The sequence below is a fragment of the Nocardia sp. NRRL S-836 genome, from assembly GCF_001279525.1.
Classification (GTDB): domain Bacteria; phylum Actinomycetota; class Actinomycetes; order Mycobacteriales; family Pseudonocardiaceae; genus Lentzea.
In genome coordinates this window covers 1-14,621 of sequence record NZ_LGDY01000036.1, presented here as the reverse complement: position 1 = coordinate 14,621, position 14,621 = coordinate 1, and the positions used below count along the sequence as shown (strand labels likewise).

4 protein-coding genes are annotated in these 14,621 nt (G+C 73.2%); 1 reads left to right on the top strand and 3 read right to left on the bottom strand.

Annotated features, from left to right (window positions below; translation table 11 throughout):
• Positions 1-309 precede the first annotated feature (309 nt).
• Positions 310-1,095: a helix-turn-helix transcriptional regulator gene (locus ADL03_RS05645; protein ID WP_053732300.1), complete on the top strand. Its 786-nt coding sequence runs from the start codon at positions 310-312 to the stop codon at positions 1,093-1,095.
• A gap of 102 nt (positions 1,096-1,197) precedes the next feature.
• On the opposite strand, the gene ADL03_RS05640 is transcribed toward ADL03_RS05645, so the two are convergent.
• The 3 genes from ADL03_RS05640 to ADL03_RS05630 all read right to left on the bottom strand — a co-directional run bounded on the left by ADL03_RS05640 (position 1,198) and on the right by ADL03_RS05630 (position 14,614).
• Positions 1,198-1,407: a DUF5988 family protein gene (locus tag ADL03_RS05640; RefSeq protein WP_157528052.1), complete on the bottom strand. Its 210-nt coding sequence runs from the start codon at positions 1,405-1,407 to the stop codon at positions 1,198-1,200.
• A 159-nt stretch (positions 1,408-1,566) separates the two neighbouring features.
• A complete protein-coding gene (locus ADL03_RS05635; protein WP_053732298.1) occupies positions 1,567-7,995 on the bottom strand; it encodes a type I polyketide synthase in 6,429 nt (2,142 codons plus the stop codon).
• Between the two features lie 28 nt (positions 7,996-8,023).
• Positions 8,024-14,614, bottom strand: a complete 6,591-nt coding sequence (locus ADL03_RS05630; RefSeq protein ID WP_255353335.1) for a type I polyketide synthase — start codon at positions 14,612-14,614, stop codon at positions 8,024-8,026.
• Positions 14,615-14,621: the final 7 nt, after the last annotated feature.

The following is a 14,621-nucleotide window of genomic DNA, read 5'->3' as shown; positions in this document are numbered from 1 at the left end:
CTTCACTCGGACGGCCGAACGCAAATCATTGTCGGCCTTGAATGATCACGGAGCGCGCATATACCAGCGGTGAAGCGCGAAGCGATTACTCTGATCGAGATCGCGCAAGAGCAATAATCGAACCCCGGATCACGCCCTGACCTGGGTAGATGGGCAACAGACACGGCAGGTCACGTTCCGTGAAGAGACTTTCTTACCACTCCGGAAACAAATGTGACCCTCATCACACAAAGCCGGGTCGAACGGATGGAGGCCAGGTCTTGCGGTGACCAATAGGCTGGGTGGAGATAGGCCACGTCGACTCGGGGGATGCCGGTGGTCCTGCTGAACAATCCGCTGAAGAAGAAGATGCGCAGGGAGTTCCTGCATTCACGCAGGGCGCGCCTTTCACCGGAAGATGTCGGCCTGGTGTCCACCGGCAGGCGCGGCACACCGGGGTTGCGGCGAGAAGAGGTGGCGGCGCTGGCCGGCGTCAGCGCGTCCTGGTACACGTGGCTCGAACAGGGCCGCGACATCAAGGTCTCCGACGCGGTGCTCGACGCCGTGAGTCACGCGCTCAGACTCACTCCCGCCGAACGAGCCCACCTGTACCGGCTGACCGGCCGCAACCCGCCGCACTCCGCCGCAGCCGGCAGGCGGTACCCGGCACTCGGTCGGCTGACGGACGACTGGCACCTGGGCCCGGCCTACGTGCTGGACCGCCACTGGACCGTCGTGGCCGCGAACACCGAGGCTTGCGACGCGCTGGGGGTGCGGGTGAACCGCAACCGCCTCGCCGAGTTCTTCACCGATCCGGCGTTCGCCGAACGGCACCCGCGCTGGCGGGAGACGGCCGAACTGCTGTTGGGCGAGTTCCGCGTGCGAAAGGCCCGCTTCCCCGACGACGAGGAGACGGCCGCACTCGTGCACGAGCTGACCACGGCGAGCACGGTGTTCCACGAACTGTGGCGCGGCCAACGCATAGCCGACGGCGCGGACGCCGTGGTCGAGATCCGCCGCGAGGACGGCACCCACGTCCGGCTGCGGAGGGTGATGCTCGGCACGGACGACCACGGGGAGTGCCACCTCGTGGTGTACACGCCCGTCGACGCCTGAGGCGCCGGTCGCAGCGGAAACCGCGGCGACCGGCCCCCGGGAAGACCCGTCCGCCGCGGTCCGTCCCGCCGGCCCCGCCGACTCCCGGCGAGGCCGCGAGGCTCATTCGGCGATCTTCGTCCGGTACGACCAGGTGAACACCGGGAGGTGCTCCCCCTCCACCAGCCTGCTCTCCGCGCTGCGGGTGAAGTGCTCGTGGCCGGCGCCGTGCCAGACGCGGACCTTCGCGTCCAGCCCGTCCGCCAGTTCCACCACCTCACCGTCGAGCACCCGTGGCCCGCCGGTCAGCACTACCTTCCTGCTCTGCTGCACGATGTCCACCTTTCGCTGGGCCCGCGAGACGGGCCGTCCGAAGTGCGCACGTCCATTATGCGTTGATATGTAAGGAAAAAACGTCCGCAAGACACTCAGGAACCTGCACATCCCGCGCGGGTTTTAGTCCCATTTGGACAGATAACCGGCCGGTCATATTCATCCATTGTGGATGGACTGCTGTGGGCGTGGCGGGAAGTAGCCGCTGCGGATGAAGTACTCCAGGTACGTGGTCACCAGGTCGCGGGTGACCGGTGGGCAGCTGACCGGGGTGCCCGCCAGTGCCGCGTCCAGCCTCTTGGTGTCGATGTGGGGGTAGCCACCGGCACCGGTGAACGCGGTCTCGAACACGTCGAGCAGAGGCGTCAGCGCGTTCGCCGGGTCGCGGCGGATCAGCCGGCTCCACTCCTGCTGCGGCAGCTCCGGAATGTCGTAGCCCATCTCCCGCAACCGGTCGATGACCTCGGTGAACGTCAGCGTGTCCGGGTTCGACACGTTGTAGGTCTCGCCGACGCTCTCCGGTTTGCCGAGGAGCTCCACGATCGCCCGGCTCACGAAGTCGACGGGGGTGGGGTGGAAGGCGACCGCGGCACCGGTGGGAACCGCCCCTGCCTCGATCATGCCCCGGACGCTCAGCCAGACGAAGTCCTGGGTCTGGCAGGTGCCCTGCTCGCGGTCGCCGGAGATCGAGTCGACCCGGTAGACCGACACCGGGATGCCGCGTTCCCTGGCCAGACCGATCACACCCTCCGCCACCCACTTGGAGCGGCGGTAACCGTTGGTCAGGACCTCCGGCGGGCCGATGGGGTCGAGCTCGGTGAGGTGAGCACCGGGCCGCTGGTCGTACACACCGGTGGACGACACGTAGTGGACCGGCACGGTGCGGTGGCGCGCGGCCAGTCGCAAGACCTCCTCGGTGCCGCCGACGTTGGCCGCCTTCAGCTCGGGGTACGGGTAGAGCCAGTTGACGTGCGCACCCGCGTGGACGACCACGTCGGCGGTGCGGGCCAGCTCCTCGAAGACCTCCGCGGTGAGCCCCAGGCCCGGCTCGGCCAGGTCGCCGCGGACGATCCGGACGCGGTCGTCCAGCTCGACCCCGGTGCCGTACGACTCGGCGGCGCGGCGCAACCGGGCCTCCGCCTCCCGGTCGTCGGCGCCGCGCACCAGGCAGTGCACCCTGGCGCCGGTGTGCCGCAGGAGGTCGCGCAGCAGGAACGACCCGAGGAAGCCCGTCGCCCCGGTCAGCAGCACGTGCTCCGGCTCGGCCACGACGTGCACGGGCGTCGCCGGGACGACGTCCGGTGCCAGGACGACCTCGGCGGCGAAGTCGATGCCGCCGGTGTCCGCGGCCGGCGTGCCGAGCAGGTCGGCGAGCATTCGCTCGGCGAGCGCGTCGGGTGTGCGGTGGTCGAACACCGCGGTGGCGGGCAGCTGCACGGGCACAGCCTTGGCCAGGCGGTTGCGCAGGTCCACGGCGGTCAGCGAGTCGAAGCCCGCCTCCTGGAAGACCTGGTCGGCCGCGAGGCGCTCGTCGCGGCCGAGCACCGCCGTCGCGTGGTCCAGCACGATGCCGCGCAGCAGCTCGCGCCGGCCCGCGTCGTCCAGGGAGGACAACCGGTCCACCAGCGCGCCGCTGCTGACGAAGTCCGCCGCGGCGGACTCCGGCCGGACCCTGGTCCTGGTCAGGCCACGCATCAGCACGGGCTGCATCGGGTGGGTGCGGGTGGCCGCCAGGTCCACCGGCATGCCGATCACCGCGGCCTCCGGCTGCGCCGCGGCGGCGTCCAGCACCGCCATGCCCAGGTCGACGGGCAGCATCAGCAGGCCTTCCTTGGCCATGCGCTGCAGGTGCACCTCGGTCAGGTGCTCGGTCATGGTGCTGGCGCCCTCCCACAGGCCCCAGGCCACGGACACCGCCCGCAGGCCCCGTGCACGCCGGCGCACCGCCAGCGCGTCCATGAAGCTGTTGGCCGCGGCGTAGTTCGCCTGTCCCGGCGTGCCCATCACCCCGGTCACCGAGGAGAAGAGCACGAACGCCGACAGGTCCATCCCCTCGGTCAGCTCGTGCAGGTGCCAGGCGGCGTCCACCTTGGGCCGCAGCACCACGTCCAGGTCCTCGGCCGTCATGGAGGTGAGCAGGCCGTCCGCCAGCACACCCGCGGTGTGCACGACGGCGGACAACGGGTGCTCGGCCGGGATGCCGGCCAGCAGCTCGCGCACGGACTCCCGCCGTTTGACGTCGCAGGCGGTCACGGTCACCTGTGCACCGGCCGCCTCCAGCTCGGCGACCAGCTCCGCCGCACCGGCCGCGGCCGGGCCGCGCCTGCTGGTCAGCACCAGGCGCCGCACGCCGTGGCGGGTCACCAGGTGCCTGGCCACGGTCGCGCCCAGCGCGCCGGTACCACCGGTGATCAGCACCGTGCCGTCGGTTCGCCAAGCGGCGGCGGGCAACGGTGGCAGCTCCAGCCGCACCATCCTGGGCACCAGCGCCCGGCCGGCCCGCAGCGCGAACTGTGGTTCACCGACGGCCAGCGCGGCGGCGAGCACGTGCTCGATGTCGGAGCGGCCGGGCTCGACGGCGGCCACCCGCTCGCCGTCCGGGCCGCCACCGGACCCACCGGCGAGCACGCGCTCCCCGTCCAGGCCTTCACCGAACTCGTCGGGGACCACACCCTCCGTCCCCGACCAGCTGCCGGGCTCGAGGTCGACCAGCACGATCCGATCCGGGTGTTCCGCCTGCGCCGACCGCACCATTCCGCACAGCGCCGCACCGGTGAGATCCACTTCCTCGTCCGCCCCGGTGGCGACCGCGCCCTCGGTGAGCACGACCAGCCTGGTGGCGGCGAGCCCTGGTTCGGTCAGCAGGTCCCGCAGCCGGGACAGCGCGTGCTGGAGCACGGTGTGCGTGGACCCGACCGGGTCGGCCGGGTTCGCGCGGTACGGCCCGATCAGCAGCACCTCCGGTGGATCGGCGAGCACTCCGTCGTCGGATGGCCTTGCCCAGGAGGGCTGCCGCGCCGGGCGTGGCAGTGCTGTCGGCACCCAGGTCGACCGGAACATCGCGTCCCGCTCCCGTCCCCGGCGTGCCGGGACGGGGGCGATGTCGATCTCCTCGACGGTGAGCACGGTCTGCCCGGCGGAGTCGGTGGCCCGCAGCGCCAGCGTGCTCGTGCCGGTCGGTGTGAGGCTCACCCGCAGGGTGCTCGCGCCCGCCGCGTGCAACCGGGCACCCCGCCAGCCGCGCGGCATCCGCGCGGAACCGCCGAGGTAGGTGCGGAGCACGGCGTGCAGGAGCAGCGGGTGGACACCGAAGCCGCCGATCGCGCCGAGGTGGTCGGCGGGCAGGGCCAGTTCGACGAACAGCTCGCCTTCCCGCCGCAGCACGGCGGTGACGCCCAGCTCAGCCGACACCGGGTCGGTTTCCTGTGCGACCGCGCCCGCGGGGGGCCACTCGGCGGCCGGTGGTTCCGCCAGCGCCACCTGCCTCGCCAGCGTGCCGCTCGCGACCGGTTCCCACGTGCCGTCCACGGTGTCCTCACGCGTGTGCACGGTGAAACGCCGCTCACCGAGCTCACCCGGCGGTTCGACGGACAGCCGGATGCCCGCGGCGGACTGGGCGGACAACCGGATCGGGCTGTGCAGGACGAGATCCCGCACCAGGTCGCAGTCCGTCTGGTCGGCGGCGTGCAGTGCGAGGTCGGCCACGACGGCGTCGGCCGACTCCGGCACCTCGGCGAGCCACGGGTGCGCGGCGGTGGACAGGCGCCCGGTGAGGAGCACACCGTCCCCCTCCGGCTGCACCAGCGAGCCGAGCAGCGCGTGCTCGGCCGGCACCAGGCCGAGATCGCCCGCCTCGACCGCGGAACCGCTGACCGGCAGCCAGTACCGTTTCCGCTGGAACGGGTAGGTGGGCAGGTCGACGACGGCTGCGGTGTCGCCGAAGACCGCACGCCAGTCCGGTGTGACACCGGCCGTGTACAGAGCGGCCAGCGCGCCCACGGCGGTGTCCGGCTCGTCCTGGCCCGCCCGCAGCACCGGCACCACCAGGTACCCGTCGCGGGGCGAGTCGTCCAGGACCCGTTGTGCCTGAGCGGTCAGCGCACCGTCGGGGCCCAGCTCCACCAGCGCCGTCACGCCCGCCGAGTCCAGTGCGGTCACCGCGTCGAGGAACCGGACGGCATGGCGTGCGTGCCGGGTCCAGTAGCCGGGTCCGATCAGGCCCTCGCCCACGGGCCGGCCGGTCACCGTGGACAGGATGGGGATGCGCGGCGCGGAGTAGGACAGGCTTTCGGCCACCCGGTGGAACTCGGTCAGCATCGGCTCCATCAGCGGTGAGTGCGACGCGCAGCTGACCCGCAGCCGCTTGACCCGGCGGCCCGTGGCCGCGAACCCCGCCGCCACCGCCTCGGCACGCCTCGCGTCACCGGAGATCACGACCGAGCGCGGCCCGTTGATGCCCGCGATGCCGACCAGCGGCTCGTCGGCCAGTGCGCGTTCGGCCTCCGCCTCGGTCGCCTCCAGGGCGATCATGCCGCCACCGGGCGCCAGGCCGTCCATCAACCGGCCCCTGGCCGCGACCAGTCGCGCCCCGTCGGTCAGCGACAGCACGCCGGCCGCGTGCGCCGCGGCGATCTCACCGACCGAGTGGCCCGCCAGCCAGTCGGGTCGCAGTCCCCAGCTCTCGACCAGCCGGAACAGAGCGGTCTCCAAGGCGAACAACGACGTCTGCGCGTACACCATGCGGTCGTGCAGGTCGTCGCGGTCCACCAGCGCGTCACGCACCGAGTGCTCGACGTGGCCGTCGAGCTCGGCGTCCAGCGCGGCGATCGCGTCGTCCAACGCTCGCGCGAACACCGGGTAGGCGGAGCGGAGGCCCTGTCCCATGCCCGCGTGCTGGCCTCCCTGACCGGCGAACAGGAACGCCAGTCCACCCGCCCTGCGGTTGCCGGTCAACGCCTCCGGCGAGTCCTCCGCCACCTGCCGCAGCCGCTCGGCCAGAGCCGCACGGTCGCCGCCCACCACCGCGGCCCGCCGGTCGAAGTGGGTCCGGGTGGTGGCCAGGGAGAAGCCCACGTCGACCGGGCTGACGTCCCGCCCGGTGAGGTGCTCGGCCAGGCGGCCTGCCCGCGCGCGCAGGGCCTGGTCCGTGGGCGCGGACAGCACCAGCGGCACGACGGCGGGGCCCGGCTTCCGCTCACGCGGCTCAGGTTCGGAGGCCTGTTCCAGGATGATGTGCGCGTTGGTGCCGCTGATGCCGAACGACGACACACCCGCCCGCCGGGGCCGGTCCAGCTCGGGCCACGGCCGTGCCTCGGTCAGCAGCTCCACGGCGCCGGTGGACCAGTCCACCTCCGGTGTCGGCTCGTCCACGTGGAGGGTCCTGGGCAGCACGCCGTGCCGCATCGCCTGCACCGCCTTGATGACGCCACCGACGCCCGCCGCGGCCTGGGTGTGGCCGATGTTGGACTTCAGCGAGCCCAGCCACAGCGGACGGTCCGCAGCCCGGTCCCGGCCGTAGGTCGCGAGCAGCGCCTGCGCCTCGATCGGGTCGCCCAGGGTGGTGCCGGTGCCGTGCGCCTCCAGCAGGTCCACGTCGGCGGTGGTGATCCCGGCGTCGGACACGGCCGCACGGATGACGCGTTCCTGTGCGGGACCGTTGGGGGCCGCCAGTCCGTTGCTGGCGCCGTCCTGGTTGACCGCGCTGCCGCGCAGCACCGCCAGCACCGGGTGACCGAGCCGCCGCGCGTCGGACAGCCGGGCCAGCAGCACCAGGCCGACGCCCTCCGACCAGCCGGTGCCGTCCGCCGCGCCGGCGAACGACTTGCACCGGCCGTCCGGTGCGAGGTTGCCCTGAGCGCTGAACTCGAGCCAGCCGTCCAGGCTGCCGGTGATCGACGCACCGCCCGCGAGCGCCAGGTCGCAGTCGCCCGCGCGCAGCGCCCGGACGGCCAGGTGCATGGCCACGAGGGACGACGAGCACGCGGTGTCGAGGGTGACGGCGGGCCCCTCCAGTCCCAGCGAGTACGCGATGCGCCCGGAGGCGATGCTGCTGACGACGCCCGTCGCCAGGTATCCCGCGTAGTCCTGCTGGTCCAGCGACTGGTTGTAGGTCTGGGCGGCGATGCCCGCGAACACGCCGGTCTTGCTGCCGCTCAACGACCTCGGGTCGATGCCCGCGTGCTCCACCGCCTCCCAGGCCACCTCCAGCAGCAGCCGCTGCTGGGGGTCCATCGCGGTGGCCTCACGCGGTGAGATCCGGAAGAACTCGGCGTCGAACTCGGCGGCGTCGTGCAGGAAGCCGCCGTGCCTGGTGTAGGTCTTCCCCGGTTTACCCGGCTGCGGGTCGTACCGCCCGGCGACGTCCCAGCCGCGGTCGGCGGGGAACTCGGTGATCGCGTCCTGTTCGTCCGCCACCAGCCGCCACAGTTCGTCGGGTCCGGTGACACCGCCGGGGAACCGGCAGCCCATGCCGATGATCGCGATCGGTTCGCTTCGCGCGTTCTCCAGGTCGGACAGGCGTTCACGGGTTCGTTGCAGGTCCGCGGTCACCCACTTGAGGTACTCGACGGCCTTCTTGTCATCGGACACCGGGCACGTTCTCCTTCTGGCTGGCTCGTCAGTGGGTCGCTCGTCCGAGCTGGTTGTCGATGAAGTCGAAGATCTCGTCGGTGGACGCCGTCGCGAGCTCACCCGGCACGGCCCGCTCGCCGGTCAGCACGGTGAGCACGTCGCGCAACCGGTCCGCGATGGCCGCGCGGTCGTCCGGCTCCAACTCGGCGCCGGTGAGCCTGGTCGCCCACTCGTCGAGGCCGGTCCTCAAGCCGGTGAGCGGGTCGGCGTCGGGCACCAGCAGCACCCGCAGGTGCTCGGCGACCGCGCTGGGTGTCGGGTGGTCGAACACGGTGGTGGCGGGCAGCCGCACGCCCGCGTGAGCGTTGAGGCGGTTGCGCAGCTCCACCGCTGTCACCGAGTCGAACCCGAGGTCCTGGAACGGGAGGTCCGGGTCGACGTCGGCCGCGCCGTCGTGCCCCAGGACGTCCGCCACCTGCGTGCGCACCAGTGCGAGCACGAGGTCGCGTTGTTCGGGCACGGACAGCCCGGCGAGACGGGCCGCGAGGTCCGGTGTGGCCGGTGCCGGCTCGGGCTCCCCGGCATAGTCCGCCACCTCCGCCGCGGTCACCCCGTCCGCCGCTGCCCGCCGCTGCCGCGGTACCGAGCCACTCGCCGGCACCGGCAGCCCGTCGACGTCCAGCCAGAACCGCTTGCGGCGGAATCCGTAGGTGGGCAGCGGAACAACGGCGGAGTCCTCGCCGAAGACCGCGCGCCACCGCGGGAGCACCCCGGCGGTGTGCAGCGTGCCCAGCGCCCCGAGCGCGGTGCGCGGCTCGTCCTGGCCCGCGCGCAACGCGGCCGTCAGGACGTGGTCACCGCCGTCCAGGACACGTTCGCCCTGCGCGGTCAGCACGGCGTCGGGCCCCAGCTCCAGCAGCCTGGTGCCGCCGGCGTCGGCCACCACGCGCACCGCGTCGGCGAAGCGGACGGTGTCGCGGACGTGCCGGACCCAGTAGTCCGGTCCGGTCAGCAGGCCCTCCGTGGCGAGGTCACCGGTCACCGTGGACACGATGCGCAGCCGCGGTTCTGCGTAGGACAGTCCTTCGAGGACGGTGCGGAACTCGTCCAGCACCGGCGTCATCAGCGGCGAGTGGAACGCGTGGCTGACCCGCAGGCGCTTGGTCCGCCGTGCGGTGAAGGTCGCGGCGATGGCGGTGACCGCCTGTTCGTCGCCGGACAACACCACCGAGTCCGGGCCGTTGACCGCCGCGACAGCGGCTCCGCGGACGCCGTCGAGCGCTGCTCGTACCTCGTCCTCGGTGGCTTGGACCGCGATCATCGCGCCGCCCTCGGGCAACGCCGCCATCAACCGACCACGCGCCGCCACCAGCCGAGCCGCGTCCTGCAACGAGAACACCCCGGCAACGTGCGCCGCCGCGATCTCCCCCACCGAATGACCCACCAGCCAGTCCGGAACCACACCCCACGACTCGAAAAGCCGGAACAACGCCGTCTGCAACACGAACAACCCGGTCTGGGTGTAGTCCGTGCGATCGAGCAGGTCCGGCCGCTGCGCCAACACGGTGCGCACCGAGTGTTCGGCCGGGTAGCCGAGCTCGTCGTCCACCGCGTCCAGCGCCGCGTCCCACGCCCGCGCGAACACCGGGTACGCCCGGCACAACCCCTGCCCCATCCCCACCCGCTGCCCGCCCTGCCCCGAGAACAGGAAGGCCAGCCCACCGGAAACCGGGGTGGTGGGCGTGACGGTGGCCAGGTTCGCCACCAGCTCATCCACGTCATCGCCGACCACGAACGCGCGGCGGTCGAAAGACGTGCGGGTGGCCGCCAGCGACCAGCCGACGTCCGACGGCCGCAGGTCCGGATGCCGCCGCACGTGGTCGGCCAGCCGGGCGGCCTGGGCGTGCACCGCGTCGTCGGTGCGGGCCGAGAGCACCCACAGCGCCGGTCCCGGCTGTTCCCGCTCGTCTGGGGCCTCGGGTGCGGGCTGGTCCGGCGCCTGCTCCAGCACCAGGTGCGCGTTGGTACCGCTGATGCCGAACGCGGAGACCCCCGCCCGGCGCGGACGACCCGATTCCGGCCACTCCCGGTTGCCGGTCAGCAGCGCCACCTCGCCCGCGGTCCAGTCGACCTGCGGGGTCGGCTCGTCGACGTGCAGGGTGCGGGGCAGCACGCCGTGCCGCATCGCCTGCACCATCTTGATGATCCCGGCAACACCGGCCGCGGCCTGGGTGTGACCGATGTTGGACTTGACCGTGCCGAGCCACAACGGCCGGTCCGCAGGGCGCTGCCCGTAGGTCGCCAACAACGCCTGCGCCTCGATCGGATCACCCAGCGTCGTACCGGTGCCGTGCCCCTCCACCGCGTCCACGTCCTCGGGCCGCAGGCCCGCGACGGCCAGCGCCTGGCTGATCACCCGTTCCTGCGCGGGACCGTTGGGCGCGGTGAGACCGTTGCTCGCACCGTCCTGGTTGATGGCGCTGCCCCGGATCACCGCGAGGACCCGCCTGCCGTTGCGCCGTGCGTCGGACAGCCGTTCCAGCAGCAGGAAGCCGACACCCTCCGCGAACCCGGTCCCGTCCGCGGCGGCGGCGAACGCCTTGCAGCGGCCGTCCGGTGACAGGCCGCGCTGCCTGCTGAACCCGGTGAACAGACCGGGCGTGCCCATCACGGTGGCACCGCCGGCCAGCGCGAGGTCGCACTCGCCGGTCCGCAGCGACTGCGTCGCCAGGTGCGTCGCGACCAGCGAGGAGGAGCACGCCGTGTCCAGCGTCATGGCCGGGCCGCTCAGCCCGAGCGCGTAGGCGATGCGGCCGGACGCGATGCTGGCCGCGCCGCCGGTGAGGAAGTGGGTCTCGTGCTGGTCGGCGATCACGTCCGACCGCGGGCCGTACTCCTGCTGGATCAGGCCGACGAACACACCCGTGCGGCTGCCGCGCAGGCCGGCGGGGTCGATCCCGCCGGACTCCAGCACCTCCCAGGCCGACTCCAGCAGCACCCGCTGCTGCGGGTCCATGATCGCCGCCTCACGGGGGCTGATGCCGAAGAAGTCGCTGTCGAAGTCGGCCGCGTCGTACAGGAATCCGCCGGTGCGGGCATAGGTGGTGCGCGGACGTTCACCGGTGGGGTCGTAGACGCCCTCGACGTCCCAGCCGCGGTCGGCGGGGAACTCGCCGATGGCGTCCATCCCCTCCGACACCAGCACCCACAGATCGTCCGGGTTGCGCACACCGCCGGGGTAACGGCACGCCATGCCGACGATGGCGATGGGTTCGCCGGTGGCACCCGCGGTCGTCGTGGCGGTCTGCTGCTCGGGTCGCTGCTCGCCGAGCAGGACGGCACGCAGGTGGTCGGCCAGCGCGGCCGGTGTCGGGTAGTCGAACGCGATCGTGGCGCGCAGCCGCAGCCCGGTGACGCCACCGATCCGGTTGCGCAGCTCGACCGCCGTCAGCGAGTCGAAACCGAGCTGCCCGAACGCCTGGTCGGCCCGGATCGCCGTGTGGTCGGCATGGCCGAGGACCGCGCCGATGTGCTCGGTGACCAGCCGGAGCAGCAGATCGCGCTGCTCCGCCTCAGCCAGCCGGCCGAGCCGCTCGGCCAGCGCGCCACCACCGGGCCCACGACCGGCCGCCGTCCGCCTCGCACCGCGTACCAGGCCACGCAGCAGCGCGGGCACGTCCGGGCGGGCCCGCAGCGCCGCGAGGTCCACCGGCACCGCCGCGAGCACCGGTTCCGCCGTGTCGAGGGAGGCGTCGAGCATCGCCATGCCCAGCCCTGCGGTGACGGGCCGCAGCCCGTCCCTGGCCATCCGGGCGTGATCGGCCGCCGTCAACGCCTCGACCATGCCCTCCGCGACGTCCCACAGGCCCCAGGCCAGCGACAGACCGGGCAGGCCGAGACCCACCCGGTGGGCGGCGAGCGCGTCCAGGAAGGAGTTGCCCGCGGCGTAGTTGCCCATGCCGGGGTTGCCCATCGCACCCGCCGTGGAGGAGTACAGGACGAACGCGGCCAGGTCGTGCCCTTCGGTCAGCTCGTGCAGGTGCCAGGCGGCGTCGGCCTTGGCCCGCAACACCTTGGTCAGCTGTTCCTCGGTCATGGCGGTGACGAGGGCGTTGTCCCCCACGCCCGCGACGTGCACGACGGCGGTGAGCGGGTGCGCGTCGGGAACACCGGCCAGCAGCTCGGCCACAGCCGCCCGGTCGGTGACGTCGCAGGCGGCCACGGCGACCTCCGCGCCGAACGCGGCCAGTTCCTCCACCAGCTCGGTCGCGCCAGGGGCATCGATGCCACGCCGGCTGGTCAGCACCAGGTGCCGGACGCCGTGCTCGGCCACCAGGTGGCGGGCCGTGATGGCTCCGAGCGCACCGGTGCCACCGGTCACCAGCACGGTGCCGTCGGGGTCGAGCGCCCGCCCGTTGCCGGCGCCACGCGCGTCCAGGCCGGAGCCGGGCCCCCGCCCCTCACCGGTGCCACGTCCGGCCGTCCCGCGATCGACCACGCCTGTGCCGCTGCCGGTCGCGTCGTGCGCGGCCAGCCGGGGCACGAGCACGGCGTCCGCCCGGATCGCCACCTGCGGCTCGTCCAGCGCCAGCGCGGTGGCCACCGCGGCATCGAGGTCGGCGGTCGCACCCGGCAGGGTGTCCACGAGGACGATGCGGTCGGGATGCTCGGTGCGCGCGGTGCGCACCAGTCCGGCCACCGCGGCCGCGGCGGGGTTGACCGTCTCCCCCGCGTGCACGGCCGCCGCGCTCTCCGTGCGCACCACGACGAGCCCGTCGCCGGAGAGCAGTTCCCGCAACGCCGCCAGGGTCTCGCGGGTCGCGGCGTGGGTGGCGGCCAGCGTGTCGCCGGTGGTGTCGGGGGTGAAGACGGTGTGCTCGCCGACCGGTTCGGCGCTTGTGGGCACCGGGGACCACGTCATCCGGAACAGCGACGGCCGGGCGGCGGTGGGAGCCTTCAACCGGTCCGCCGCCACGGGTCGCGTGGTCAACGCCTCCACCGTGCACACCGCGGCGCCGGTCGGGTCCGCGGCGTGCAGCCGCACGCGGCCCGGGCCCTGCGGGACCAGGTGGACGCGCAGAGCGGTGGCGCCGGTGGCGTGCAGCCGGACGCCCGACCACGCGAACGCCAGCGCGGCCTGCCCGGAGCCCAGCTCCTCGTGCGCGTACAGGTGCAGCGCCGTGTCGAGCAACGCGGGGTGCAGGCCGAAGCCGCCTGCCTCCGCAGGCAGCTCCAGCTCGGCGAACAGCTCCTCACCCCGCCGCCAGCCCGCCACCAGGCCCTGGAACAACGGCCCGTAGTCGAGGCCGTGCCCGGCGAGGTCCGGGTAGACGTCGCCGATGTCGACCGCCTCGGCGCCCGGCGGTGGCCAGGCGGCGAGATCGGCGACGGCCCCGCTGGGGGCGCCGGCCGCAGGACCGAGCGTCACCGAGGCGTGCCGGACCCACGGCGTGTCCGCCGAGTCGACACGGGAGTGGACGGTCACGGTCCACCCGCCGTCCTCTGCCGGCACGGCCACGAGCTGGAGCTGCAGCGCCCCGTCGGCGGGCAGCACCACGGGCGCCTCCGTGACGAGCTCCTCCACCACCGGCGCGCCGAGCTGGTCGCCCGCGTGGAAGGCGAGGTCGACCAGTGCGGAACCAGGCAGGATCACGGTGCCGAGCACGGTGTGGTCGGCCAGCCACGGGTGGGTCGCCAGACCGATCCGGCCGGTGAACACCGCCCCGTCGCCCTCGGCCGGGTGCAGCACGCCGCCCAGCAGCGGGTGTTCAGCCGGGGTCAGTCCCAGGCCGGAGGGGTCGGCGGGGCGCACAGCCGCGAGCCAGTGGCGTTGCCGCTGGAAGGCGTAGGTCGGCAGCTCCACGCGGGCCGCCTGGCCCAGCAGGGCCGGCCAGTCCGGGGTGACGCCGCACGCGTGTGCGCGACCCACCGCCATCAGCCACTGGCGTTGGTCACCGTGGTCGCGCCGCAGGGTGCCGAGCGCGGCCACCGGCGCGTCCGCCAGGGTGTCCTCGATCGCGGCGACCAGCACCGGGTGCGCGCTCACCTCGATGAACACCGCCGGTCCGATCGCCGCGGCGACGGCGCGCACGGTGTCGGCGAACAGCACCGGACGGCGCAGGTTGAGGTACCAGTACCCGGCGTCCATCCCGGCCGTGTCGCCCAGGCCGCCGGTCACCGTGGAGTACAGCGGTGTCGTGCCCGGTCCGGGAACGACATCCGCCAACTGGCCCCGCAAGCGGGTCTCGATCGACTCGACCTGGGAGCTGTGGGAGGCGTAGTCCACGGGCAGCAACCGGTGCCGGACACCGCGTTCGGCGCACCGCGCGGCGAGCACGGCCAGGTCGTCGGGCGTACCGGCGACCACCACCGAGGTCGGGCCGTTGACCACCGCCACCTCGGCCAGTCCCCCGGCCAGCTCGGTGGCCTCCTGCGCGGAGAGGGCGAGCGAGAGCATGCCGCCCTTGCCGCTCAGTTCCTCGGCAATGGCGAGGCTGCGCAGCGCCACGACCCGTGCGCCGTCGACCAACGACAACCCACCCGCTACCACCGCAGCCGCGATCTCACCCTGCGAATGACCCACCACCGCAGACGGCACCACACCCACCGAACGCCACAACGCCGCCAACCCCACCATCACCGCA

Coding starts and splice junctions, on each gene's coding strand:
- ADL03_RS05645 (WP_053732300.1), top strand. CDS start 310: ATGCCGGTGGTCCTGCTGAACAATCCGCTGAAGAAGAAGATGCGCAGG.
- ADL03_RS05630 (WP_255353335.1), bottom strand. CDS start 14,614: ATGGTGGGGTTGGCGGCGTTGTGGCGTTCGGTGGGTGTGGTGCCGTCT.